The organism is Mesorhizobium sp. ISC11, assembly GCF_037162595.1.
GTDB lineage: Bacteria > Pseudomonadota > Alphaproteobacteria > Rhizobiales > Rhizobiaceae > Mesorhizobium > Mesorhizobium ciceri.
The window spans coordinates 177299-200843 of record NZ_JAVSPW010000002.1 but is presented as its reverse complement, the minus strand read 5'-3'; the positions used below and the strand labels follow the sequence as shown (position 1 = coordinate 200843).

24 protein-coding genes and 1 pseudogene are annotated in these 23545 nt (G+C 62.2%); 9 read left to right on the top strand and 16 right to left on the bottom strand.

Annotated features, from left to right (window positions below; genetic code table 11):
- Positions 1-57: 57 nt before the first annotated feature.
- Positions 58-1059, bottom strand: a complete 1002-nt coding sequence (locus tag RPF88_RS32070) for a sugar ABC transporter substrate-binding protein (protein WP_337124068.1) — start codon at positions 1057-1059, stop codon at positions 58-60.
- A 155-nt stretch (positions 1060-1214) separates the two neighbouring features.
- On the opposite strand from RPF88_RS32070, the gene RPF88_RS32065 reads away from it, so the two are divergent.
- The gene (locus RPF88_RS32065; protein WP_337124067.1) at positions 1215-1973 is read left to right on the top strand and encodes a FadR/GntR family transcriptional regulator; all 759 of its coding nucleotides are present in this window, start codon (positions 1215-1217) and stop codon (positions 1971-1973) included.
- Between the two features lie 102 nt (positions 1974-2075).
- Here the strand turns inward: RPF88_RS32065 and RPF88_RS32060 are convergent.
- The 7 genes and pseudogenes from RPF88_RS32060 to RPF88_RS32030 form a co-directional block, all read right to left on the bottom strand.
- Positions 2076-2519, bottom strand: a pseudogene (locus tag RPF88_RS32060) (Lrp/AsnC family transcriptional regulator).
- 396 nt (positions 2520-2915) lie between these two features.
- The gene (locus RPF88_RS32055) at positions 2916-3644 is read right to left on the bottom strand and encodes an ABC transporter ATP-binding protein (protein ID WP_337124066.1); all 729 of its coding nucleotides are present in this window, start codon (positions 3642-3644) and stop codon (positions 2916-2918) included.
- Positions 3644-4408: an ABC transporter ATP-binding protein gene (locus RPF88_RS32050; RefSeq protein ID WP_337124084.1), complete on the bottom strand. Its 765-nt coding sequence runs from the start codon at positions 4406-4408 to the stop codon at positions 3644-3646. The genes RPF88_RS32055 and RPF88_RS32050 overlap by 1 nt, the downstream gene beginning before the upstream one ends.
- A 2-nt stretch (positions 4409-4410) precedes the next feature.
- On the bottom strand, positions 4411-5373 hold the full coding sequence (locus RPF88_RS32045; RefSeq protein WP_337124065.1) for a branched-chain amino acid ABC transporter permease: 963 nt from the start codon (positions 5371-5373) through the stop codon (positions 4411-4413).
- Positions 5370-6281 carry a branched-chain amino acid ABC transporter permease gene (locus RPF88_RS32040; protein ID WP_337124064.1) on the bottom strand — a complete coding sequence of 304 codons (912 nt, stop codon included), beginning with the start codon at positions 6279-6281 and terminating at the stop codon, positions 5370-5372. The genes RPF88_RS32045 and RPF88_RS32040 overlap by 4 nt, the downstream gene beginning before the upstream one ends.
- Positions 6282-6400: 119 nt before the next feature.
- Positions 6401-7522 carry a branched-chain amino acid ABC transporter substrate-binding protein gene (locus tag RPF88_RS32035; RefSeq protein ID WP_337124063.1) on the bottom strand — a complete coding sequence of 374 codons (1122 nt, stop codon included), beginning with the start codon at positions 7520-7522 and terminating at the stop codon, positions 6401-6403.
- A gap of 148 nt (positions 7523-7670) precedes the next feature.
- Positions 7671-8306 carry an RraA family protein gene (locus RPF88_RS32030; RefSeq protein WP_337124062.1) on the bottom strand — a complete coding sequence of 212 codons (636 nt, stop codon included), beginning with the start codon at positions 8304-8306 and terminating at the stop codon, positions 7671-7673.
- A 240-nt stretch (positions 8307-8546) separates the two neighbouring features.
- Here RPF88_RS32030 and RPF88_RS32025 point away from each other — a divergent pair, with 240 nt between their 5' ends.
- Genes RPF88_RS32025 through RPF88_RS32000 form a run of 6 tightly spaced genes read left to right on the top strand, consistent with a single transcriptional unit; the run spans position 8547 to position 14276 of the window.
- Positions 8547-9323, top strand: coding sequence for an SDR family NAD(P)-dependent oxidoreductase (locus RPF88_RS32025; RefSeq protein WP_337124061.1), 777 nt, complete (start codon positions 8547-8549; stop codon positions 9321-9323).
- A 6-nt stretch (positions 9324-9329) separates the two neighbouring features.
- Positions 9330-9992, top strand: a complete 663-nt coding sequence (gene pxpB, locus RPF88_RS32020; protein WP_337124060.1) for a 5-oxoprolinase subunit PxpB — start codon at positions 9330-9332, stop codon at positions 9990-9992.
- Entirely contained in the window at positions 9989-10969 is a 981-nt protein-coding gene (locus RPF88_RS32015) for a biotin-dependent carboxyltransferase family protein (protein WP_337124059.1), read from the top strand. The genes pxpB and RPF88_RS32015 overlap by 4 nt, the downstream gene beginning before the upstream one ends.
- A complete protein-coding gene (locus tag RPF88_RS32010) occupies positions 10966-12129 on the top strand; it encodes an epoxide hydrolase family protein (protein ID WP_337124058.1) in 1164 nt (387 codons plus the stop codon). Before RPF88_RS32015 ends, RPF88_RS32010 begins: the two co-directional genes overlap by 4 nt.
- 39 nt (positions 12130-12168) lie before the next feature.
- Positions 12169-13197, top strand: a complete 1029-nt coding sequence (locus RPF88_RS32005; RefSeq protein ID WP_013893964.1) for an Ldh family oxidoreductase — start codon at positions 12169-12171, stop codon at positions 13195-13197.
- A gap of 53 nt (positions 13198-13250) precedes the next feature.
- Entirely contained in the window at positions 13251-14276 is a 1026-nt protein-coding gene (locus RPF88_RS32000; RefSeq protein ID WP_013893963.1) for a proline racemase family protein, read from the top strand.
- 50 nt (positions 14277-14326) lie between these two features.
- Here the strand turns inward: RPF88_RS32000 and RPF88_RS31995 are convergent, their stop codons facing one another.
- The 5 genes from RPF88_RS31995 to RPF88_RS31975 are packed head-to-tail and all read right to left on the bottom strand — an operon-like array spanning position 14327 to position 18554.
- Complete coding sequence (locus tag RPF88_RS31995; protein WP_049802454.1) at positions 14327-15127, bottom strand: LamB/YcsF family protein; 801 nt, start codon at positions 15125-15127, stop codon at positions 14327-14329.
- Between the two features lie 11 nt (positions 15128-15138).
- Positions 15139-15534: a biotin attachment protein gene (locus RPF88_RS31990; protein ID WP_013893961.1), complete on the bottom strand. Its 396-nt coding sequence runs from the start codon at positions 15532-15534 to the stop codon at positions 15139-15141.
- On the bottom strand, positions 15524-16897 hold the full coding sequence (accC, locus tag RPF88_RS31985; protein WP_337124057.1) for an acetyl-CoA carboxylase biotin carboxylase subunit: 1374 nt from the start codon (positions 16895-16897) through the stop codon (positions 15524-15526). The genes RPF88_RS31990 and accC overlap by 11 nt, the downstream gene beginning before the upstream one ends.
- Before the next feature lie 5 nt (positions 16898-16902).
- Positions 16903-17343 carry an acetyl-CoA carboxylase biotin carboxyl carrier protein gene (locus tag RPF88_RS31980; RefSeq protein ID WP_013893959.1) on the bottom strand — a complete coding sequence of 147 codons (441 nt, stop codon included), beginning with the start codon at positions 17341-17343 and terminating at the stop codon, positions 16903-16905.
- Between the two features lie 8 nt (positions 17344-17351).
- Positions 17352-18554, bottom strand: coding sequence for a pyridoxal phosphate-dependent aminotransferase (locus RPF88_RS31975; RefSeq protein WP_013893958.1), 1203 nt, complete (start codon positions 18552-18554; stop codon positions 17352-17354).
- A gap of 183 nt (positions 18555-18737) precedes the next feature.
- On the opposite strand from RPF88_RS31975, the gene RPF88_RS31970 reads away from it, so the two are divergent.
- Together RPF88_RS31970 and RPF88_RS31965 are read left to right on the top strand one after the other, a co-directional pair.
- Positions 18738-19916, top strand: a complete 1179-nt coding sequence (locus RPF88_RS31970) for an NAD(P)/FAD-dependent oxidoreductase (RefSeq protein ID WP_337124056.1) — start codon at positions 18738-18740, stop codon at positions 19914-19916.
- A 106-nt stretch (positions 19917-20022) separates the two neighbouring features.
- Entirely contained in the window at positions 20023-20676 is a 654-nt protein-coding gene (locus RPF88_RS31965; protein ID WP_013525162.1) for a GntR family transcriptional regulator, read from the top strand.
- Positions 20677-20732: 56 nt separating this feature from the next.
- On the opposite strand, the gene RPF88_RS31960 is transcribed toward RPF88_RS31965, so the two are convergent.
- From RPF88_RS31960 to RPF88_RS31950, 3 genes are all read right to left on the bottom strand, one after another.
- Positions 20733-21182 (bottom strand): VOC family protein, encoded by a 450-nt coding sequence (locus tag RPF88_RS31960; protein ID WP_013893956.1) that lies wholly within the window; start codon positions 21180-21182, stop codon positions 20733-20735.
- Positions 21183-21188: 6 nt separating this feature from the next.
- Complete coding sequence (locus RPF88_RS31955) at positions 21189-21968, bottom strand: SDR family NAD(P)-dependent oxidoreductase (RefSeq protein WP_337124055.1); 780 nt, start codon at positions 21966-21968, stop codon at positions 21189-21191.
- A 97-nt stretch (positions 21969-22065) separates the two neighbouring features.
- Positions 22066-23544 carry an aldehyde dehydrogenase gene (locus RPF88_RS31950; protein WP_337124054.1) on the bottom strand — a complete coding sequence of 493 codons (1479 nt, stop codon included), beginning with the start codon at positions 23542-23544 and terminating at the stop codon, positions 22066-22068.
- Between the last annotated feature and the right edge of the window lies 1 nt (position 23545).

Here is a 23545-nt window from a genome sequence, read left to right as displayed (position 1 = left end):
TGACTGACATTGCAAATCCTTGAAGAGCGCGGTGGCCTAGCCACCGCGCACAGGAGGTTAGTTCTGTGCCTTCCAGACCGTATAGCCCCAAGAGCGATCCCGGTCGGCCTCCAGGGTTGCCTGCGTCAGCACGAAGCCTGGATCAAGCAGAAGCGCGTCGACCTGTTCGCCAGCCCTGATTTTCTTGATCGCATTGATGGCGAGATCCGCCTCAAAGAACAAATCCTGCACGCCACCGACATCCATATAACCTTCGGAAAGAGCCTGGTACTGGCCTTCGTCACCATCGAAACCGGCAAACAGGACATGCCCTTCTTCATTGGACTTCTTCCACTTGCCGGCGACGGTAAGCGCCTGCCTGATCTGCGGGATCAGGAAGTCGGACGAGGTCACCAGGAAGTTGATGCCGGGGTTTGCCTGCAAAGCGTTGGTGAGGTCGGCAAACGCCTTGTCAGCGTTCCATTCCGTGGAAATGCGGGCGACGACTTCGATCATATCCTTGTACTGCTCGACCACTTCGAAGAAGCCGTCCCTGCGTTGGACTGCATTCTGGTCGCCGAGATCGCCGATCAGGATCGCCGCCTGATACTTTCCGCCCTTGGCCTTGGCAATGTCGACGAGCGCTTGCACTGTGGACTTCATGATCTCCTTGTTGTCGGCCTGGATCGCAACGGACTTCGCGTCGCTCTTTGCCGGCGGACGGTTGAAGTGTACCATCGGCACGCCAGCCTTGTTGGCCTCGCGGATGGCCGGGATCACTGCATTCGAATCGGTCTGGACGATGATGATGCCATCGACCTGCCGCTGCAGCATCGACTGAACCTGCTCGAACTGCTTGCTGTCGTCGAGGTTCGAAATCGCCTCGAGCGGCGTCCAACCGGCGGCGGCGGCCTTCTCCTTCAGCACCGCGAAGCTTGTGACCCAAAACGGCGACTGCAGACTATCGAACAAGATTGCAATTGCCTTTCCATCCTGTGCCTTGACGAAGCCGGGCAGCGCTGCCGAAGCTGCGCACGCAGCCAACATGGCTACGGTAAAATTCCTGCGGGTGATTTTCATTGGGTCCTCCTCCAGGCAGCCGGGGCGTGCACGCTCGCACGATGCTGCATGGAGACCGCTTACCTTATCCCAATATGTAAGACAACTATTTTTGTAAGACATATTGTTGATTGGCGGGCTTAGTGTAGCGTGGTGGAGAATGGAGAACCGCAACGATGACCACTGCGACAACCGGAGCAAGGGGCGTAACCCACTCAATCGCAAACGAAATTGTTGAATTTATTAACGGCCGGATCGCGCAAGGGGCCTTCCGTTCCGGCGACCGCCTGCCGACCGAGTTGCAACTCGCACGGCAGTTTCAGGTAAGCAGGCCCGTCGTCAGAGAGGCCATTTCGCAACTGAAAGCCGATGGCTTGGTGCGATCCCTACGGGGAAGCGGCCTTTATGTGCAAAATTTGTCAGACAAAAAGTCGTTCAAGGTGGACATCAATCATGCGTTTGATCCCAATGTTGTCTTACAACTTTTGGAGCTGCGGCAGCCCGTGGAAGTCAGTGCGGCCAGATTGGCGGCGGCGCGCCGCTCGGAAGAAGACCTTGCCAATTTGCATGCAGCTCATGATGCCATGCTTGCATCAGAGGATTGGAGCGAGGAAGGCGTCACGGCCGACATCATGTTTCACCAGAGCATAGCTGCCGCGTGTCACAATGGTTTTTACGTCGATTTTCTCGCATATCTGGGAGGTCTGCTACGCGAATCCATCCGCGTGGCTAGATCCGCGAGCCATGATCCGAAGGTCAAACAGGTCACAATAAACGAACACCAGCGCATCCTTGCCGCAATCCAATTTCAGGATCCTGAACGTGCTGCTTTTGCGATGATGGCCCATATCGATGGTGCGCGTGATCGGATGACACGCCCCGACCGTTTGTCTTCTGGCGGAATGCCATCGGCCGGTGTCAGCACCGCGTTCTAGGGCGCCTTGGCTCCCATCGACGCATCGGCCGTTTTGGTCCGATTGCGCGCCACTTGGTCACTGTTTCGGGTTCAGGGTGTATCGGCCAGCAAGGACCACTGATTATACGCTACTCAAGAGTAGGCTCGTCTCACTGTTCGCAATGCCTTCAATCATCCGGACCTCTCGCAGCACGCGGTCGAAGTCGCTCAGATTCGCCGCACGAATATTGGCGACGAGGTCCCAGTTGCCGTTCGTCGTATGCAAGGCGCGCACCTCGGGAAGACCGCGCAGTTTGCGGTTCACCTGTGTCGTCGATTTGCCGACGACCTCAATCATCATGACGGCATGGACTGAGTTTGTCGTCGTAGTCCTCCCGCACGCGGACCGTGAAGCCCATGAGGGTTCCCGTGGCCAGAAGCCGGTCGAGCCTGTTCTGGATCGTGCCTCTCGCGACGCCCACGGCTTCGGCAAGTTTTGCCAGCGAGGCGCGTCTACCCTCAGATGGGCGATGATTGCCCGGTCGAGCGCATCGGGGGCATATTTTGCGATGTCGCTGCCGATCATCGAATATTGACCGATTTGACAATTTCATTGGGCATATTTGCTATCCTTGCGCAATTTGCAGGGCGATGTTGAGATTTTGATCAGTATTGCTTGGCCGTACGCTGGCTGCAAACGTCCAGATAGCCCGCAGGAGACTGAGCATGCCGAGCCAACTGCTTGATGACAAACACGTTTCCCTTCGGGGGTTCAAAACCCCACCCCTACCATATTCGAAACTGCTGCGGCCTTTGCGAGCCGCAGCCTGCCTTAAAGAAGATGCCATCGTAGGTATCGGCGCCAACGGCTAAGCCAAGATCTCCAGACCGGCTTAGAGTGCCAAGTCCTTCCCCACGGCTATTTGTCGAAGAAAGACGGGTGGTATCATTTGTAGAATCCGGGTGTTGGCGGCTTTGCCAGCTACGTAGCGACGCCGCCCAAATAGGCGCTGATGACCGCTTCATTGCTCGCGAGTTCGCTGCCGGGTCCCTCAAGAACAACGCGCCCGGCTTTGAGAACATAGCCGTAGTCGGCGAGTTTCAAGGCGACTTTGCTGTTCTGTTCCACAAGCAGGATGGTCACGCCTTCGCGGTTGAGGCGCTGCACGATGTTCATGACTTCCTTGATCAATTGCGGCGCCAAGCCCATCGACGGCTCGTCGAGCAGGAGCACTTTGGGCGCGGCCATGAAGGCCCTGCCGATCGCCAGCATCTGCTGTTCTCCTCCAGAGAGGTTCCTTGCATCGCCATTCTTTCTGCGCGCCAGAATGGGAAAGAGTTCAAAAACGTGATCCAGCCGCCGCCGGCGCTCGGCTTCGTCGGCAAGCGTAAACGAGCCGAGGTCAAGGTTCTCCTTGATCGTCATGTCGCCGAAAATACGCCTACCCTCCGGGACGTGGACGAGCCCGCGATGCGGCAGCCGATGGGCCGGGGCCTTGGTTATGTCCTCGCCCAGGAAGCGGACATTTCCAGAGGACGCCGCAATGAGGCCGGACAGCGTGCGCAGTACCGTGCTTTTGCCGGCGCCGTTCGCGCCAAGCAGGGCGACGATCTGACCGCGTTTGACCGAAAGGCTGACGCTATGAAGCGCTTCGATGGCGCCATAGCGGGCAACGATACGGTCCGCGCTGAGAACAATCTCGGAGTCCATCAATCCTCCCTGCCGAGATAGGCTTCGATGACCCTGGGGTCCGCGCGGACGGCCTCCGGCGCACCATCGGCGATCTTCTGACCGTAGTCGAACACGACGATCTTTTCCGACACTTGCATGACCAGCCCCATATCGTGTTCGATCAGCAGGACGGTGACGCCGGTCTCATCGCGAATACGGCGGATCAGATGTATGAGGTTCAGCTTCTCGCGCTCGTTCAGGCCGGCGGCAGGCTCGTCCAGCAGGATGAGCTCGGGCGCCGAGGCCAGGGCTCTTGCGAGTTCTAGCCGCCGTTGATCGCCATAGGAAAGACCACCCGCACGGCGATGCGCATGCTGCTCGATGCCGACGAAACCGAGCCAGCGCATGCCGATCGCGCGGATCGCCTCCTCCTCGCGCCGCTGTGCCGGCAAGTGCAGGATCGCCGACACAATCCCGTGGCGGCTGCGGCAGTGCTGGCCGGACATGGCGTTTTCAAGAACGCTCATCTCCTTGAACAGCCGGATGTTCTGAAAGGTACGGGCGAGCCCGAGCGCGGTGATGCGATGCGGCGGCAAACCGGTAATTGGCCGGCCGCTCAGGCTGATCGAGCCGCCCTTCGGCTTGTAGAAGCCGGTCAGGCAATTGAAGAGCGACGTCTTGCCGGCGCCGTTCGGCCCGATGAGACTGTTGATGGCACCTTTCTCAACCGAGAACGAAATATCGTGAAGGACTTTCAGTCCTCCAAAACTCAGGCGCAGATCGCGGACTTCCAGCAAGGCCATGGTCAAACCCGCTTGTCCGGCCACAGTCCGTTCGGCCTGAAGAGCATGATTGCCAGCAACGCAACCGCAGTCACCAGGGGACGATAGGTGCCCGCCCCGCGCAGCACTTCCGGAAGCAGGGCCACGAGAATGGCGCCCAGGACGACGCCTGGAATGCGGCCCATGCCGCCCAGGACGACGCCAAGCAGGATGAGAAGCGATTGGTTGAAGGTGAAACTCTCCGGCGAGATGGCCGTCATCTTGGCGGCGTAGAGGCACCCGGCAACCGAAGCGATCACCGCGCCCATCATATAGGCCTGCAGCTTGGCCGTGACACGGTTGATGCCGATGCCGGCGGCGGCGTCCTCATCATAGCGAACGTACAACCAGGCTCGTCCCATTCGTGACCGCTCGACGCTCAGGCAGACGAAGGCGGTGAGCAGCGCCAGCACCAGGAACGCATAATAGAAATGCTGCACCTGCATCAGCCTGAAGCCGAAGATCTCCGGCCGCTCGATACCGATGAGGCCACTCGCGCCACCGGTGATGTCGAGGTTGCGGGCGATGATGCGGACGATCTCGCCGAAGCCCAGCGTCACGATCGCCAGATAGTCGCTGCGTAGCCTCAAGGTCGGCGCACCAATAATGATGCCGGCCACGCAGGCCGCCGCCATGCCGACCGGTATGGTGAGCCAGAAATTGAACCCGAATTCCGCGGTCAGGATGCCTGACGTGTAGGCGCCAACCGCAAAGAAGGCGGCGTAGCCGAGGTCGAGCAGGCCGGCATAGCCGACGACAATGTTGAGGCCGAGGCACAGCACGACATAGAGCAGCGCCGTGGTCGCCACCTCCGTCACGTAGGCGTTGGCGAACTGCGGCAACACCAGCGCGACGGCGAGTGCCGCCAGGCCGGGCAGCACGACGGACCAGCGCATCAATTGCGGTTGCCCGGCGGCCGGCATGGTTCTCACTTCGTCGATCATCATACCCGCTCCACGACAGAGCGGCCAAGAAGGCCGGTCGGCTTGAACACAAGGAACAGGATCAGGGTCCCGAAAACGAAGACGTCACGCCACTCCGATCCGACGAAGGGCAATGAAGAACCGAAAGCCTCGAGCAGGCCGAGCAGCAAGCCGCCGAGCATGGCGCCTGGGACGCTGCCGATACCGCCTATGACGGCTGCCGTGAAGGCCTTGAGCCCCATGATGAAACCCATGAAGAAATGAACACTGCCATAGTACGCGCCGGCCATGACCCCGCCGCCGGCCGCGAGCGCCGAGCCCATGAAAAAGGTCAGTGCGATCACCCGGTCGACATCGATGCCCATCAGGCGGCTCGCCCCCATGTCGATGGACACGGCGCGCATCGCCTTGCCGTACATGGTGCGTGAGACAAAGGCCTGCATCCCGGTCATAAGAGCGATCGAGGCGGCCACCAGCACCACCTGCGTGTAGGTGATGTGAACGGTGGAAATGTCGATGCCGGCAAAACCGAGATCCGTGTTGAAGGCATAGTGCCGCCCGCCAGTCAGGGCGAGTGCCGTGCCGTTCAACACCATTGAGGCGCCGAGCGCCGTGATAAGGATTGAGAGGCGCGGCGCATTGCGCATCGGCCGATAGGCGAAACGTTCGATGACGACGCCGAGCAAGCCGACGACCAGCATCGACACCAGCAGGGCGCAGACCACGCCCAGCCAGCCATTACCGGCCCAGATACCGACGAAGGAAAACACAATGAGGCCGACAAAGGCGCCATTCATGTAGATGTCGCCATGGGCGAAATTCAGGAGCTTGATGACGCCGAAGACCATGCTGTAGCCGAGCGCGATCAGGGCATAGAACGAGCCGACGATAAGACCGTTCACCAGTTGCTGAATAAGCAGGTCGAGCGTCATTGATGCTCCTGGGGCAGAATTGAAAAAGTCTCGTCTGGGCGCAGCGTCGGCGCGCCAGATAATCGGCGATGACGCCGAGGCCGCCACAAGGGCCGCCCCGGCATCAATCCGATTAGCCTTTATTCGACAACCACCCACTTGCCGCCTTTGGCGATCACCGGGCGGAAGTTCGAGGTCTGGAGCGTGTTCTTGTCGGTGAACTTGATTTCGCCGGCAAGGCCCTTGAAGTCGCTCGCCTTGAGGGCCTCGATGATCGCCTTTTGATCCGCCGACTTGGCCCGCGTGATGGCATCGGCGATTAGGTCGCCCACATCATACGAGAGAGCTGCATAGGCACCGGCGTCACGACCATAGGTTTCCTTGTACTTGGCTTTGAAGTCGGCGGCGCCGGACAAGAGGTCGACGGTCGGCGGAGACAACAGATACACGCCCTCACCGGCCGACCCGGCGATTTCCAGATACTCCGGCGAATTGTTGCCGTCGCCCAGCACGATGCCGCCCTGGAAACCGGCCTGCCGAAGCTGCTTGGTGAGCAGTGCGCCGCCGGCATGGTAGGCGGTCCAGAAGACAGCGTCGGCGCCGCTTGATTTGATCTTGGTGACGACCGCCGAATAGTCCTGCTCGCCGGCCGTGGTGGTCTCCTTGGCGGCAATTTCGCCGCCTGCGCCCTTGAAGGCTTCGGCGGTCAGCTTGGCCAGGTCGGATGAATAGGCATCGCCTTCGTCCACGACCGCGATCTTCTTGTAGCCGTTCTTCTTGAAGAGCTCCACCGCTGTAGTCGCCTGCATGTCGCCGGTCGAATTGGCGAGGAAGGCATTACCCTGATTGGCGGCGACCAGCTTGGTCGAGTTCGCTCCGATGATGACGAACGGAATGCCGGCGTCGCCGTAGATCTTCAATGTCGGCAAGACGGCACCCGAACAGTAGCCGCCAACGATGGCGGTCACGCCTTCCGAGACAAGCTTGCTGCCTGCGGTCACCGCCTGCTGCGGGTCGCAGGCGTCGTCAGCGGTCGTGGTGATGATCTTGTCGCCGTTGACGCCACCTTTGGCGTTGACGGCGTCGATCGCCATCTTCACGGCGTTCTCCATATCCTGCCCTTCACTGGCCAGTTGGCCAGTCATGGGAGCCACGATGCCGATCTTTATATCGGCAGCCGCTGCCATCGTGGTCATAGCCAGCCCGGCAAGGGCGGTCGCACAAGCCAGCCTCTTGGCAAGCCTCTTGAAGGAAACAACCATTAATTCTCTCCATTTCCCCTGTTGGCGCATCCAGGCGGCGTGCCCGAAATGCATTGTTTCGCCCCTCGGTTAGTTGCGGAGCGGTTTTGTTGAGCAAGATCGCCAGCCTGCCATGCGATTTCTCACCGGCAGGCTCCTGATCCGCCGATCAGTGACTGCCGCTGGAAGCCCGGGCATAGGCTCCCTGATAGCGGTTCTCCTGGATGCTCTGCATGATCTCGGCCTCGCGTGCTTCCTGCGCCCGGACGGCGGCCAGCAAGGTCGCGGCACCGTCCATTGGAAATGCCACGACGCCATCTTCGTCGCCGACGACGATGTCGCCTGGACCGACGACCATGCCGCCTATGCAGACCGGAACATTTATGGCTCCCGGACCATCCTTGTAAGGTCCGAGATGGATGGCCGACCGCGCGAAGCATGGGAACGGATTGCGGCCGATGGCACCGGCATCGCGAATGGCGCCGTCGATGACAATGCCTGCGGCGCCGCGCGAAGCCGCGACACTTGTCATGATCTCGCCGACCAGTGCGCGCCCCTCATAGCCACCGCCGTCGACGACAATGACGTCGCCTGGCTGCAACAGATCGAGCGCACGATGGATGAACTGGTTGTCCCCGGGACGAGTCCTGACCGTCAGCGCTCTCCCCGCCATGACGCCGCTCACCCGATGAAACGGCCGCAACCCGACAGCGCCGGGAACACGAGCGAGATTGTCGCTGATCAACGGCGTCGCAAGAGCGCGGAACGCGTCGATCAGTTCGCTTTCCTGTGATCCATCCGCCATCGCCTGCACTCCTCGTCGTCGGCACCTATTATGAATATAGTATCCAATCACACTTAATTCGGTGGAGTCAACCGACCTTGCGATGGTCGGCAGAAAAAAGCCAGATCGACCTGGAAATGGCGCAGTGATGGCCAGAATGGCCCAACCGCTCCTCCCATTCGGACTTGCAATGGCGTCAAAGTTCAAGATAGATTGGATAACATATCCATAAATGCCATGATTGTGAAAAGGGATTGGGTTGTGAAGCACGCAGGAAAAGTCGTGATCGTCACCGGGGCGGCACAAGGCCTGGGCCTTGCCTGCGCCGAGCGCTTTCATGCCGATGGCGCCAAGGTGGTGCTTGTCGACGTGCAGGCCGATCGCGGACGCGAGCATGCCGAACGTCTTGGCGAGCGTGCCGCCTGGCTATCGGCGGATCTCTCCGAATGCACCCAGGAGATGGCAGCCGATGTTGTTGCCAAGGCCGCGGAGCGATTCGGCGGTGTCGACGTCCTCATCAACAATGCCGGCATCATCCATCTGGACGATTTCGTTGACTTCCCCGAGGAAGCCTTCGACCTGGTTCAGCGCGTCAATCTCAAGGCGCCCTTCCTTCTCGGGCAGGCCGCGGCAAGGGCCATGATCGCGCAGGGACGCGGCGGCTCGATCATCAACATGTCGTCGATCAACGCCATCCTGGCCATTCCCAATTCCGTCGCCTATGCCGTGTCCAAGGGTGGCATCAAGCAGTTGACGGCGGTGATGGCCGTCGGATTGATTCCGCATAACATTCGCGTCAACGCCATCGGCCCCGGCACCATCCTGACCGACATGGTCAAGAGCTCGGTCATGGCCAGCGAAGCGCAGCGTCAGACCATCCTGTCGCGCACGCCGAGCGGCCGCTGTGGCGAACCTTCGGAGATCGCCAGCGTCGCATCCTTCCTGGCCAGCGACGACGCCTCCTACATTGTCGGCCAGACCATCTATCCGGATGGCGGCCGCCTGATCCTGAATTATACGATGCCGGTGAAGGACTGACCGCCAATGGTTGTCGGTACGCCCCACATCAGTCTTGCGGGATCGGCCGCGCTGCTGCTCGACGGGGCGCAGGGGGCTTTCGATGATGCCACCCAGGAGCTGGTCTGGGCGGTAGCGAATGCTGCGCTGAGCCTCGAAGGGGTGCGCGAGACCGTTCCCGGCATGAACAACCTGCTGGTGGTGTTTGACCCGCTCGCCACGGACGCCCACAGTGTCGGCGATCAGTTGATGTCGCTCTGGACCAGCACCGATGCCCATGCGGTGACCGGCACGCATCATACTATTCCTGTCAGCTATGGCGGCTCGCGCGGCGAGGACCTCGCCGGCTGGGCTGCGCATTGCGGCCTGTCTGTCGACGAGACCGTCAGGCGCCACGCGGCAGCCGCCTACACCGTCGCCGCCATCGGCGCCATGCCGGGCTTTCCCTATCTGTCCGGTCTCGACCCACGGCTTGCCTGGGCAAGGCGCAGCACGCCTCGCCTGAAGGTCACTGAGGGCGCCGTCATAATCGGCGGTGCGCAGGCGGGCGTCATGCCGATGACTGCGCCGTCCGGATGGCACATGATCGGCCATACCGACGTGAAGCTGTTCAACGCCGAAGCGGAATTGCCCGTGCTGCTCAGGCCTGGAGACAAGATCCGATTCGAAATCGCAGGGATCGAGGCATGATCGAGATCCTCACCACCGGCTTGCCGAACACGGTCCAGGATCTCGGCCGGCCCGGTCATCTGGCCCTGGGGGTCAGCCATGGTGGCGCCATGGACAAGCAGGCGCTGGCGATCGCCAATCTAATGCTGGGCAATGATCCCTCGGCCGCCGGGATCGAGGTCGCGCTTCATCCGTTCCGGCTGCGCGCGCATATCGACACCGCCGTCGCCGTCACCGGCGCGGACTGTGCCGTCAGCGTCGGCGACCGGCCCTGCCCGCCCTGGTGGGCCATGACGATCCGCGCCGGCGAGACCCTTGTCCTTGAAGCACCACGCGTTGGTGCTCGCTCCTACATCGCCTTTGCCGGCGGGCTCGATCTGCCTTCCGTCATGGGCTCGCGCGCGACGGATGTGAAAGGCGGTTTCGGCGGTTTCGGCGGACGCGGCCTGTCACGCGGTGACCGGCTTGCGCTCAACCCGGCGCAATGCCGCCTCCCCGCGGGCGGCATCGGCGCGGCGCTGGAGGAGCGACGAGGTGCGGCAGACGGCTTGGCCTCGGCAATCGAGTTGCGGGTTCTGCCGGCAGCCGAGTTCGACGCCTTCACCCCTGAGTCCCAGGCAGCCTTCACCGGAAGCGAATGGAGCATCACCAACGACGCCAACCGGATGGGATATCGCCTTTCCGGAGAGACGCTCTCGCTCGTGTCACCGATGGAATTGCTGTCGCACGGCATCGTACCCGGCACTGTCCAGGTGCCACCGTCCGGCCAGCCAATCATCCAACTTGCCGATGCCAACACGTGCGGCGGCTATCCGAAGATCGCTACGGTGATCGAAGCCGACCTGTGGCGGCTCGCACAAGCGCCGGTCGGCGCGCGCCTGCGTTTCTCAGCAGTCTCGATCGAAGCGTCGACGGAAGCGCTTCGCGCGAACAGGCAGCGACGTCGCGACTTTATCGCCGCCCGCAACCTCATGGCCGGCGAGCAGAGGGCTCCATGAAAATTCGTCCCTTCACCATCGAGATTGCCCAGTCCGAAATCGACGATTTGAGGAAGCGCATCTCGAACTGGCGCGAGCCGGACCAGTTGCAGGCAATAGGCTGGGCGCAAGGAACGGAGCACGAGGAACTGCGGCGGCTTATGCAGCACTGGTGCACCGGCTTCGACTGGCGCAAGCAGGAAGCCGCCTGGAACATCCATCCGCACTACCAGACGGATATTGGCGGCCAAACCATCCATTTCATCCATGCACGCGCCGCTGTTGCGACCGGCAGAACGGTCATACTCACCCATGGCTGGCCAGGCAGCGTCTTCGAATTTCATGAGCTGATCCCGCTTCTGACCGACCCGCTTTCGCATGGCGGAAGACAGGAGGATGCCTTCAACGTCGTGGTTCCGTCGATTCCCGGCTATGGTTTTTCGAGCCGGCCGACTAGGCCTGGTCTCAACCTGTTTGCCGTTGCCGACCTTTGGGCTGAATTGATGAGCCGTCTCGGCTACAAGCGATATCTCGCGCAAGGTGGCGATCTGGGCGCCAGCGTGTCGACCTGTCTGGCGCACGCACATCCAGACAGTCTCGCCGGCGTGCATCTGAATTTCATCCCCGGCTCATTCTCACCGCCTCACGATGCAAGCCCGGATGGTGACTTGACGCCGGAAGAACGCGCCTTCCTGGAACGGAAAGCCGGATGGGCGGACCTTCACGGCGCCTATGCTCATATTCAAGGCACACGTCCGCAAACGCTTGCCTACGGGCTGACGGATTCGCCGGTCGGACTGGCAGCCTGGATGATCGAAAAATTCCGCGACTGGAGCGATTGCGATGGCGATCTGGCCAACGCCGCATTTTCGCGCGACGACATGCTCGCCGACATCTCGCTTTACTGGTTCACCCGGACCGTCGCTTCGTCGATGCGGCTCTATTGGGAAACGCGCGCCAGTCCGCTTGCATTCGCGCCCGGCACGGCGATCCACGTCCCGCTTGCGGTGGCGTTGTTTCCCAAAGAGCTGCCGATGCCGCCAAGGAGCTGGGTCGAGCGCGTCTTCAAGGACATCCGCCAGTGGACAGCGATGCCGCGCGGTGGTCATTTCGCAGCCCTCGAACAGCCCGCTTTGCTTGCACAGGATTTGAGAGCCTTTGCCGGTGGTCTGGATTTTTAACGGCACCTGCATTCGCGCAGCCAAACCCGAAGGCCAGAAATGACCAGCACCGTTCTCACCATCGATGCCCTGCATGAGCGCGTCGATGCAATTTTCCGCAAGGCCGGAGTGAACCCCATCCAGGCCAGCGCCATCACAAGGGTCATCGTCGCGGCGGAACGCGACGCCTGCAAATCGCATGGTGTCTACCGGATCGAAGGCGCCCTGCGGACGATCAAGGCCGCGAAGGTAAACCCGAACGCGGTGCCCGAGTTGTTGTCGCAAGGCGCGCCGGCAATCGTCAAAGTGGATGCGAAGCACGGCTTCGCCAACCCAGCCTTCGAACTGGGTCTGCCGGTGCTGGTCGAACGGGCACGCTCGTGCGGTATCGCCGCGCTCGCAATCAACGATGCCGTTCATTTTTCCGCCCTTTGGGTGGAGGTCGAAGCCTTGTCGCAGGCAGGCCTTGCCGGCCTTGCCATGTGCCCGAGCTATGCCACGGTCGCTCCGACCGGTGGCAACGGACCGTTGCTGGGCACCAATCCGTTTGCCTTTGGTTGGCCGCGCGACGGACAGCCTTATATTTTCGACTTCGCTACCTCGGTTGCCGCGCGCGGCGAGATCGAGCTCCACCGCCGGGCAGGCCAGAAGCTGCCGGAAGGCTGGGCCATGGATTCTGACGGCAGGCCAACAACCGATCCCGAAGCTGCCCTGGCGGGCGCCATGCTTCCCTTCGGCGGTCACAAGGGCTCCGCCATCGCGACGATGATCGAGTTGCTCGCCGGGATCATGATCGGCGACCTGACCAGCCCCGAGGCGCTCGATCTGCTCGGCACCACGACGCTTTATCCATCGCATGGAGAGCTGATCATCGCCTTTTCGCCGCAGGCTTTTTCCGCAAGCCGTCCCGGTAACCCGCTGGGACGTGCGGAAGCTCTGTTCGAGGCGATCCTTGGCCAGGGCGCGCGCCTGCCCTCGCAGCGGCGATTCATTGCCCGAGCAGCATCGGAGAGTAACGGCATCAGCCTCTCGGCCAAGGAGATCGAACAACTCGATCGATTTCTTGAAGAAGGACTCGGCGGCGTTTGAGGTGATCCGTCCGCCTCACTCAGATTTGGTCATCAAGGGGAAAGGGAGAAAAAATGCGCTGGTCAAGAACATTCACGGTCGTCGGCTGCCATGCCGAGGGCGAGGTCGGCAATGTGATCACCGGCGGCGTCATGGACGTGCCCGGCAAGACCATGTTCGAAAAGAAAGAATATCTCCAGGAGCATATGGATGACATACGCGGGCTCGTCCTCTTCGAGCCGCGCGGCGCGCCCTACGTCAACGCCAACATCATCCTGCCGCCCTGCGATCGCTCGGCCGACCTCGGCTATGTGATCCTCGAAAGCACTGAATACCCGCCCATGTCGGGCTCCAACACCATCTGCGTCGCCACCGTGGCGCTGGAGACGGGCATGGTGCCTATGAAGGAACCCGAGACGCGGCTGCGCATGGAGGCACCCGCAGGCATGATCGAGGTGCGCTGCCTCTGCGAGAATGGCAAGGTGAAGCAGGTGGAGTTCACCAATGTGCCGGCTTTCGCAGTCCACCTCGACACGCCAGTCGAAGTCGAGGGGCTCGGTACGATCACCGTCGACACCTCCTATGGCGGCATGACTTTCGCCCATGTCAATGCGCGCGCACTAGGGTTCGCTGTCAAACCCGACGAGGCACACCAGATGTCGCTGATCGGCCAACGCATCAAGAAAGCCGTCAACGAGCAGCTCGTTGTCGTGCATCCGGAGAACCCGAAGATCCGCGATGTGTCCAACGTGATTTTCGAAGGTCCGATCGAGCGCGTCGACGGGCGCGTGGAAAGCATCAACGGCACGGTATGCCTGCATGGCAGGCTCGACCGCTCGCCGACAGGCACCGGCACCACCGGGCGACTGGCGGTGATGTCGGCAAAGGGCCAGATCGCCAAAGGCGAGCTGTTCCGCAACAGGTCGATCATCGGGACCCATTTCGATTCCCGCGTGATCGCCAATGCGCACGTCGGCGACCGCGACGCGGTCGTGGTCACCATCGCTGGACAAGCCTGGATCACCAGTATTGGCCAATATGGCCTCGACCCGACAGACCCTTATCCACGCGGCCATCGCCTCAGCGACGTCTGGTTCTGAAACGGACGCGGCCGTGCCCTCGGCGCGGCCGCGTAACCGTTCGGCCGTGCTCAGGCAGCGAACGCTCGGACCCTGACACCGTTCGCTTCCAGCCGTCTCCTGACATGCGCGGCGATGGCGACGGCCGCTGGCGTGTCGCTGTGGACGCAGATTGAATCGATCGGCGTCTGCAGCAACTGCCCGGAAAGCGTCTCGATGGCGCCTTGCTTGACCATCCGCACGACCCGTTCAGCAGCCTTCTCGGCATCGTGGATGACGGCGCCCTCCAGCTTGCGCGATACAAGAAACCCTTCCTCCGTATAGGCGCGGTCGGCGAAGATTTCGGACCTGACCGCCAGGCCAGCGTCACGCGCGATCCTGTCCTGGAAGCCGAGCGCAATGGCCAGGCAGATCAGGCCGGGATCGACCGCCTTGACCGCGCGCGTCACCGCTTCGGCGACGCCACGATCGGTCTGGGTAAGATTGCCCAGCGCGCCATGAGCCTTGACGTAGCGGATCGGGTGGCCGGCATAGGCGGAGAGCGCCTGTGCCGCGCCGATCTGGTAGGCGACCAGCCTTTCGATCTCATCCATGGAATGCGGGATGACGCGGCGTCCGAACCCCCACAGATCGGCGAAGCTCGGATGCGCGCCAACGGCGACGCCCTTGTCGCGCGCCATCGAGAACGTGGCCGCCATGATCTCGGGGTCACCGGCATGAAAGCCGCAGGCCACATTGGCGGAGCTGACGATGTCGAGGATAGCCGCATCGTCGCCGAGCCTGTAGGCTCCAAAACCCTCGCCCATGTCGGAATTGATATCGACCTGCAATCCTTCGGCCGCCACGGCGCTTTCCTCAGTGGTTCGAACCATCGCCTTTGCCTTCACACCAGTTCGTAGAGCGGCGTGCCGTAACCGACGACCGCTCCGTCCTTGATCAGTGCCGCGCCCAGCACGCCGTCTGCCGGCGCGAGCACGGCCTTCAGGCATGGGCCGACCTGCAGGACGCCGACCGTCTCGCCCTTGCGGACCGTCTGGCCAGGTCCGGCAACAGGGTGGCCGGTCGTTGGATGATCGATACGGAACACGCCGACTCCGGGCGCACGCACGCCCTTGAAGACCGTTTCGGGCACCGGCGCTTCGGCCGCAGCCGCAGGTGTTTCGGCAACAACGGCCTGCATATGCAGCCGCAGCGAAAAGCCGGCCTCCGACACTTCGATCTCGCCTATGCCGGCGCTTGCACACCAGGCGGTCAGCCTTTCGATCTCCTCAATCGTCATCGCCGCCTCGTCCCTGGAGCAGGCCGCCTTCAATGAGATGTTCGAGATGATGGATATCGAAGCCTCCGGCGGCGAAGCCGGGCTCCTCCATCAGGATACCGTGCAGCGGCGCATTGGTGGCGATGCCGACTGCCTCCATCTCGCCCAGCGCCCCGCGCATGCGCCCGATAGCCTCGGCCCGCGTCGCGCCATGCGCCAGGAGCTTCGCCACCAGCGAATCGTAGTGCGGCGGCACGGTGTAGCCTGAGTAGAGATGCGATTCGACGCGGATACCGGGACCGCCGGGCGGCGTCCAGCGCTCGACCCGGCCCGGATGCGGCCGAAAGCTGTATGGATCTTCAGCGTTGATGCGGCATTCCACGGCGTGGCCCTGAATGCGGATGTCTTCCTGGCTGAACGACAGCGGCTCGCCCCGGGCGATGCGGATCTGTTCGCGCACGATATCGATACCGGTGACGAGCTCGGTGACGGGATGCTCCACCTGCACGCGGGTGTTCATCTCGATGAAAGAGAAGCGCCCGTCCTCGTAGAGGAATTCGAACGTGCCGGCACCTGTATAGCCGATGGTCAGACATGCGCGGGCACAGAGGTCGCCGATTTCGCCAATCGCCTCGCGGGCGATGCCGGGCGCCGGCGCCTCCTCGATGATCTTCTGGTGGCGGCGCTGCATGGAGCAATCCCGCTCGCCGAGCCAGACAGCCCTACCGTGCTTGTCCGCCAGAATCTGGATCTCGATATGGCGCGGCTGCTCGAGAAATTTTTCCAGATAGACTTGCGGGTTGCCGAAGGCCCGGTCCGCCTCTTTCACCGCCATGGAAACGGCTTCCATCAGAGCCTGCTCATCGCGAACGATACGCATGCCGCGCCCGCCCCCGCCACCCGCTGCCTTGACGATGACCGGATAGCCGATGGCCTCTGCAATGGCGCGCACCTCTTGCTCATCCTGCGGCAGCGCGCCCTCCGAGCCCGCAACGCAGGGAACGCCGGCGGCTATCATCGTGCGCTTGGCGGAGACCTTGTCTCCCATGGTGCGGATCGCCGTCGCGGATGGCCCGACGAAGATGAGGCCGGCGTTTTCGACAGCCTCGGCGAAGGCGGCGTTCTCGGAAAGGAAACCATAGCCCGGATGGATCGCGCCCGCGCCGGTGAGTTGCGCAGCCGCGATGATCTCGGCGATGTTGAGATAGCTCTCCGTCGTGGCAGCCGGTCCGATGCAGATGGCCTTGTCCGCCAGTGCGACATGGCGAAGGCTTGCATCGGCCTCCGAGTGCGCCGCCACCGTTTTCAATCCGAGATCGCGGCAGGCGCGCAGGACGCGCAGCGCGATTTCACCGCGGTTGGCGATAAGGACGGTATCGAACATCGCCCTCAGCCCTCATCTTCCAGCACGAACAGCACGTCGCCGGACTGCACCGCTGCATGGTCGTTGAACGCGATCTGGACGATGCGCCCAGCGCGATCGGATTCCACGACATTGAACGTCTTCATGGCTTCGAGGACGCCGATTTTCTGCCCCTCCGCGACCACATCGCCAACGGCAACCAGCGGCGGTTCGCCTTCGGTGCCGGAGCAGTAGAACACGCCCGTCAGCGGCGCGCGGATCGAATGGCGTGCGATGGGCAGAGATGTCGACGTCTGATCTGGGGAACGGACCGTTACGTCAGGTCCAGGCTGCACCTGCGACGCGGATTGCGCCGACGCCGTAGGCCTGAACATGCGGACGCGAACGCCGTCGCGCTCGATCTCCAGTTCGGCAATGGGCGAGCGCGAGACAAATTCGATCAGCTTCTGGACGAACTCAAGATCCATCGCCGGCCCTACCGCAGCGCTTCGACGGCCTCGGCGATGCGCCCGATCGCTTTTTCGATCAGGTCCATCGACGTGGCTATGGAAATGCGGAAATGCGGAGACAGGCCGTAGGCAGAGCCCTGCACCACCGCGACTCGTGCCTGATCGAGTAGGTAGAGCGAGAAGTCGTCGTCGCTGCCGATGGGAGTGCCGTCGGGGCGGCGACGGCCGATCAGGCCCGAGCAGTTGGGATAGAGATAGAAGGCGCCCTCGGGCGTCTGGCAGGTGAGGCCGGGAATCTTGCGCAGCAGTTCCAGAGCGCGGTCGCGCCGAGCCTGGAATTCGAGCGCCCGAGGGCGAAGAAAGTCCTGGGGACCTTCCAGAGCGGCAATGGTCGCGGCCTGCGAGATGGATGACGGGTTCGACGTGCTTTGGCTCTGCACGGTCGCCATGGCGCGGATCAGCGCTTCCGGCCCGCCGGCATAGCCGATCCGCCAGCCGGTCATGGCATAGGCCTTCGATACCCCGTTCACTGTGAGCGTACGGTCCTTCAGCCGCGGCTCGACGCCGGCGATGGTATGGAAGGTACGTCCATCGAACAGGATATGCTCGTAGATGTCATCGGTCAGCACGTGGACGTGGCGCTGGTCGAGCAGCACTTCGGCCAGGCCAGCGAGTTCGTCGCGGCTGTAGACGGCGCCTGTCGGGTTGGAAGGCGTGTTGAGCAGAAGCCACTTGGTGCGCCCGGTGATCGCAGCTCGCAGGGCTTGCGGCGTCAATTTGAAGCCCTGCGCCTCCGTGCAGGGAACGACCACGGGCTTTCCTTCGCCGAGCAGGACGATATCGGTGTAGGAAACCCAATAGGGCGCTGGGACAACCACCTCGTCACCCGGGGCCAGCGTTGCCAGCAGGGCGTTGTAGATGATCTGCTTGGCGCCCCCCGCGACGCTGATTTGCGAAGGCTTGTAGTCGAGGCCGTTCTCGCGCCTGAATTTTTCGGCCACCGCCTTCTTCAGCGCGGTGGTGCCGTCGACCGCCGTATAGCGCGTCTCGCCCCTGCGCATCGCCTCGTAGGCCGCCTCGACGATGTGCGGAGGCGTGGGAAAATCCGGCTCGCCGGCGCTCAGGCTGATAACGTCGATGCCGGCCGAGCGCATTTCGATTGCCCGCGCGGTGACCGCCATGCTCGGACTTGGCTTGATGACGTCGAGACGGGGAGCGATGAGGCCCACGGAACAATCCTCGGCATGTAAGATATTTGCTACAGATTGGATAATGTATTCTGATTTTCGCGTCAAACCCCTTTTTCTGCGTCTAAGACCGGGGTATGTCTCATCCTGGAGGTGGGTCGATAGAGGAAAGTATCCAATCCTTGGTCGCCACGGATGATATTCGAAATAGGGAACACGATTGGAATGGGCACAAACTATGATGTGGTGATCGTTGGCGGAGGCGTTGTCGGCAGCTCGATCGCCTACTTCCTGTCAACCAACCCGGATTTCGACGGCAGGATCGCGGTGATCGAGCGGGACCCCTACTACACGGCCTCCTCGTCTTCCTTGTCGACCAGCGCCATCCGCCAGCAGTTCGGCACGGCGCCCAACATCGCGATGTCGAAGTTCAGCATCGACTTCCTGCGCCAGGTGAAGACGCGGCTAGCAATTGGCGACGAGTTGGCCGACATCGGCCTGCATGAGCCCGGTTATCTGGTGCTGGCGACGCCCGAGCGGGCCGACGCGCAGCGTGCCAAGAACCGCGTTCAGCGCAGCATGGGCGTCGACGCCGAACTGATCGAGCAGGTCGATCTGGCGCAACGCTTCCCGTGGCTCAACACGGACGATCTCGCGCTTGGCTCGCTTGGCCTTGGCAGCGAAGGCTGGTTCGACGGTCCTGGCCTGATGCAAGCATTCCGTCGCAAGGCGCGCACACAGGGCGTGGACTATCTTGCCGCGACAGTGACCGGACTGACCATGGCATCTTCCGGCAAGGTGGGTGAAGTGCTGCTGGACAATGGCGACCGGCTTGCCGCCGGCACGGTGATCAACGCGGCCGGGCCATGGAGCGCGGGCATTGCCAGGATGGCCGGCGCCGAACTGCCGGTCGTCCCGAGCAAGCGCTGCGTCTTCGTCTTCGAAACGCCGACAAGGATCGAAAACTGCCCCTTCATCTTCGACACAAGCGGCCTCTGGCTGCGGCCGGAAGGTCAGCTCTTCCTGTGCGGTGTTCCGCCGGTGCGCGAGAACGAGCCGGACGATTTTGGCCTGGATGTGGACTACGACCTGTTCGACGAGTTGATCTGGCCGGCGCTGGCCCATCGTGTGCCCGGCTTCGAGCAATTGCGCATGCTGCGCGCCTGGGCGGGACTCTACGAGTACAACACCTTCGACCACAGCGGCATCATCGGCCGGCATCCTGAGGTCTCGAACTTCATCCTGGCCACCGGCTTCAGCGGCCACGGCATGATGCATGCGGCGGCGACCGGGTCGGGCGTCAGCGACCTCATTGCCTACGGCGAGTACCGCTCCATCGACCTTTCGGCCTTCCGCTACGAACGGATCGCCAGCAATAAGCCTATCGAGGAACATGTCTACTGAAGCGAAACGGGCGACATGGCATCGCAGTGACAACGGTGCTATGCGTCCACTTCTTCAATCAAAACGGCGCCAGTCGACAAACAAGGCGGCCGCCCCAGGCTGATTCATGCTCGTACAGAAGAAAACCATCTCGACCCAGGTCGCCGATGCCATCAGGCAGAAGATCCTGATCGGCGAATACGAGGCCAACTTCCAGCTGCGGCAGGAACATCTGGCCACCGAGTTCGGCGTCAGCCGAATTCCGGTGCGAGAGGCGCTGCATCAGCTTCATTCGGAAGGCTTCGTCACGCTGGTTTCCCACAAGGGCGCCGTCGTCACCTCCATTTCCCTGGACGAGATCCTCGAGCTCTACGAATTGCGGGCCCGGATCGAAACATGGCTACTGGCCCTGGCCATTCCAAGGATGACGGAGGCCGACCTCGCGCTGGCCCGCGAGCGCGCAAAACAGCATCAGGAGCAGGGCAAGACCGGCGAGTACTCGAACCAGCTCAACTGGAATTTCCACGCCGCGCTCTACCAGCCGTCCGGCCGCAAGGCGACGATCGAACTGGTGGGGCGCATCTACCAGCAGCTGGAACGCTACACACGCATGATGGTGACGCTAACCGAGATCCAGGCCCAGTCCGACCGCGACCACTGGCAACTCATCGACCTGTGCGAAGCCAAGGATACGCTGCGCGCCGTCGGCCTGTTGGAAATGCATATCATCACCAGCGGCAAATTCCTGGTCGACCGGCTTCAGGAATTGCGGGGAAGCTGACGGCCCCCGTCGTTCCTGGGCCTCATCGACCTCCCCAATCCTTTGCGTTGGTGGAATCATTTGCCAGGCAGATTGGTCGCCCGCGTCAGCAGGATCACGCCTGCCTTTTCGGCTGTGTCGTAGTAGGTGAAGCCGGTGCGGTTTTCCCGGCGCCCGCGCATCAGCACGGAAAGCCCGTCGGTTTTCGCCTTGGCTTCGGCTGCATCCGCATCGCGGACCTCAAAGCCGATATGGAATACGCCTTCACCCTTGGTATCGAGATGGATGCGCTGCAGTGAGGGATCATGGCTCGGCTGGCAGAGTTGCAGCTGGACGTTCGGCAGGTTGCAGATCCGGTATTGCATGGCATGGAAACCCTTCGGACTTGGGACCTCGAGTTCTTCGTACTCCGCCAGCGGCGGATAGGATTCCCATGGCCCAATGCCGATGGAGTCGTAATAGGCCTGGGCCTTGTCGATATCGTGCACGACGATGCAGAGATGATGCAGCTTGTCGAAGTTACCCATATTCTCTCACTCCTTGATCGGGACCGTATAGTTGAGAACGCGGCGCCCCCCGTCGGGGTAGATCGTCTCGCCGGTGATGTAGGAAGCGTCGTCGCTGGCCAGGAACGCCACGACCGAGGCGATCTCGGCTGCCGTGCCGAGGCGACCGAGCGGTGTGCGCGAAAGAACCGCCCGTCGCATTTCTTCCGAATCGATGAATGTCCCGTCCATGACCATGTCCGTGGCGATGGTGCCCGGGCCGACACCGACCACGCGGATGCCGTGGGGAGCGAAGGCAACAGCCGCGGTACTGGTGACCTGGTTCATGCCGCCCTTGGAGATCGCGTAGGTGGCGACGCGTGGATTGGCGAGGCCTGAATTGATCGATGACATGTTGATGATGACACCGCCTCCACCCTGCGCAATCATCTGGCGGGCTGCGGCCTGGGTGCCCATGAACGCGCCCTTCAGATTGACGGCGAGAACTCTGTCGTAGTCCGCCTCTGTGATGTCGAGAAAGTCCTGGACCGGAGCGATGCCGGCGTTGTTGACCATGATGTCGACACGGCCAAACTTCGCCACCGCCGCCGCAACCAGCCCATCGACCTGCTCCTTCTTGCTGACATCCGTAACGACCGCCAGGACGCTGTCGGCGGTGCCGATTTTCACGGCACATTTTCTCAGTTCCGTCGCATCGATGTCGCCAAGCACGAGCTTCGCGCCCTCGGCCAGAAACCGTTCCGCGCAAGCGCGTCCGATGCCGCGCGCCGCGCCTGTGACAACAGCCACCTTTCCTGCCTGTCTCATGTCCAATCCCTCGATCATTATAAGTCGACCCCCGTCTCAGTGAGCGGTGTGCCGAGCTTGGCCACGGATAAGGATAATTCTCCCACCGAAGCCTACCCTATCGGATCACGAAGGGATTGGCGGTCTTGCCCGCCGTATCTATCCACACCGTCTTGGTCTGCAGATAGGCATTGATGGCCTCCTGCCCGCTCTCGCGACCGATACCGCTCCTCTTGTAGCCGCCGAAGGGCGCCATATAGGAGACGGCGCGGTATGAATTGATCCAGACCATTCCCGCTTCCATCACGGCCGCGCCGCGCAGCGCCCGGCCCATGTCGCTGGTCCATATCCCGGCCGCCAGCCCATAGGGGCTGTCATTGGCAATGGCGAAGGCCTCGTCCTCGTCGTCAAAGGGGATGACGGACAGGATCGGCCCGAACACCTCCTCACGCGCGATCCGCATGGTGTTGTTCACGCCGGTGAAGATGGTCGGCTCGACGAACCAGCCCTCGGCCAGTTCACTGGACGCAGGCTTGCCGCCACCGAGCACGCATAGTGCGCCCTCGCGGCGTGCTATGCCGAGATAGGACAGCACCTTCTCGCGCTGGGCTTGCGTGGTGATCGGCCCCACCTGCGTCTCGGCCAGAGCGGGATTGCCCAATCGAGCACTGGCCGCCAGCGTTATGACGCCCTCCACGAACCGGTCATGGATCTTGCGATTCACCAGCAGGCGCGAACCCGCGATGCAGGTCTGGCCGCCAGCAGCGAAAATGCCTGAGATCGCGCCGTTGACCGCGCTCTCGATATCGGCGTCGTCAAAGACGATGTTGGCCGATTTGCCGCCAAGCTCCAGCGTGACGGTCTTGAGCTGGTCGGCAGCCGCTCGATAGACTGCGATCCCGCCGGGCTCACCGCCGGTGAAGGCTATCTTGGCGACGTCGGGGTGGGCAACAAGCGGCACGCCGACATCGAGCGGCATGCCGGTAACGGTGTTGACCACGCCTGGCGGGAACCCAGCGTGCGCAAACAGTTTCACGAACTCCAGCGTCGAGGCCGATGCGTGTTCGGACGGTTTGATGACGACGGTGTTGCCGGCCGCCAGCAGCGGCGCTAGCTTCCAGGTCAGAAGCAAAAGCGGCGAATTCCAGGGCACGATGGCTGCAATGACACCCAGCGGCTCGTGGCGGGTGAAGGCGAACATGCCAGCCTTGTCGATCGGCAGCACCGCCCCTTCGATCTTGTCGGCAAGACCGCCGAAATAGCGGAACCATTCCGGGATATAGCGCAGCTGCGCCGTCATTTCGGTGAGCAGCTTGCCATTGTCGCGCGTCTCGATGGCGGCAATGCGCTCCGCGTTGTCGGCGATCAGGTCGGCCATCCGCACGAGCAGCTTGCCACGCGCAGTGGCGGTGATGCCGGCCCATTCCTTCGACCGGAATGCCGCCTTGGCGGACGCCACGGCAGCGTCCACCTGGGCTGCTCCCCCACGCGGGATCAGCGCCCAGGGCCTGCCGGTGAACGGATCATGGCTCTCGAATGTATCGGCTGTCGATTGCAGCCGACCGCCGACCGTGTTCTGGAAACTGACCAGCGCCATA

What these genes read in the sequence shown, in the direction of transcription:
- RPF88_RS32070 (WP_337124068.1), bottom strand. Translation starts at nt 1,059, where the DNA reads ATGAAAATCACCCGCAGGAATTTTACCGTAGCCATGTTGGCTGCGTGC.
- RPF88_RS32065 (WP_337124067.1), top strand. Translation starts at nt 1,215, where the DNA reads ATGACCACTGCGACAACCGGAGCAAGGGGCGTAACCCACTCAATCGCA.
- RPF88_RS32055 (WP_337124066.1), bottom strand. Translation starts at nt 3,644, where the DNA reads ATGGACTCCGAGATTGTTCTCAGCGCGGACCGTATCGTTGCCCGCTAT.
- RPF88_RS32050 (WP_337124084.1), bottom strand. Translation starts at nt 4,408, where the DNA reads ATGGCCTTGCTGGAAGTCCGCGATCTGCGCCTGAGTTTTGGAGGACTG.
- RPF88_RS32045 (WP_337124065.1), bottom strand. Translation starts at nt 5,373, where the DNA reads ATGATGATCGACGAAGTGAGAACCATGCCGGCCGCCGGGCAACCGCAA.
- RPF88_RS32040 (WP_337124064.1), bottom strand. Translation starts at nt 6,281, where the DNA reads ATGACGCTCGACCTGCTTATTCAGCAACTGGTGAACGGTCTTATCGTC.
- RPF88_RS32035 (WP_337124063.1), bottom strand. Translation starts at nt 7,522, where the DNA reads ATGGTTGTTTCCTTCAAGAGGCTTGCCAAGAGGCTGGCTTGTGCGACC.
- RPF88_RS32030 (WP_337124062.1), bottom strand. Translation starts at nt 8,306, where the DNA reads ATGGCGGATGGATCACAGGAAAGCGAACTGATCGACGCGTTCCGCGCT.
- pxpB (WP_337124060.1), top strand. Translation starts at nt 9,330, where the DNA reads ATGGTTGTCGGTACGCCCCACATCAGTCTTGCGGGATCGGCCGCGCTG.
- RPF88_RS32015 (WP_337124059.1), top strand. Translation starts at nt 9,989, where the DNA reads ATGATCGAGATCCTCACCACCGGCTTGCCGAACACGGTCCAGGATCTC.
- RPF88_RS32010 (WP_337124058.1), top strand. Translation starts at nt 10,966, where the DNA reads ATGAAAATTCGTCCCTTCACCATCGAGATTGCCCAGTCCGAAATCGAC.
- RPF88_RS32005 (WP_013893964.1), top strand. Translation starts at nt 12,169, where the DNA reads ATGACCAGCACCGTTCTCACCATCGATGCCCTGCATGAGCGCGTCGAT.
- RPF88_RS32000 (WP_013893963.1), top strand. Translation starts at nt 13,251, where the DNA reads ATGCGCTGGTCAAGAACATTCACGGTCGTCGGCTGCCATGCCGAGGGC.
- RPF88_RS31995 (WP_049802454.1), bottom strand. Translation starts at nt 15,127, where the DNA reads ATGGTTCGAACCACTGAGGAAAGCGCCGTGGCGGCCGAAGGATTGCAG.
- RPF88_RS31990 (WP_013893961.1), bottom strand. Translation starts at nt 15,534, where the DNA reads ATGACGATTGAGGAGATCGAAAGGCTGACCGCCTGGTGTGCAAGCGCC.
- accC (WP_337124057.1), bottom strand. Translation starts at nt 16,897, where the DNA reads ATGTTCGATACCGTCCTTATCGCCAACCGCGGTGAAATCGCGCTGCGC.
- RPF88_RS31980 (WP_013893959.1), bottom strand. Translation starts at nt 17,343, where the DNA reads ATGGATCTTGAGTTCGTCCAGAAGCTGATCGAATTTGTCTCGCGCTCG.
- RPF88_RS31970 (WP_337124056.1), top strand. Translation starts at nt 18,738, where the DNA reads ATGGGCACAAACTATGATGTGGTGATCGTTGGCGGAGGCGTTGTCGGC.
- RPF88_RS31965 (WP_013525162.1), top strand. Translation starts at nt 20,023, where the DNA reads ATGCTCGTACAGAAGAAAACCATCTCGACCCAGGTCGCCGATGCCATC.
- RPF88_RS31960 (WP_013893956.1), bottom strand. Translation starts at nt 21,182, where the DNA reads ATGGGTAACTTCGACAAGCTGCATCATCTCTGCATCGTCGTGCACGAT.
- RPF88_RS31955 (WP_337124055.1), bottom strand. Translation starts at nt 21,968, where the DNA reads ATGAGACAGGCAGGAAAGGTGGCTGTTGTCACAGGCGCGGCGCGCGGC.
- RPF88_RS31950 (WP_337124054.1), bottom strand. Translation starts at nt 23,544, where the DNA reads ATGGCGCTGGTCAGTTTCCAGAACACGGTCGGCGGTCGGCTGCAATCG.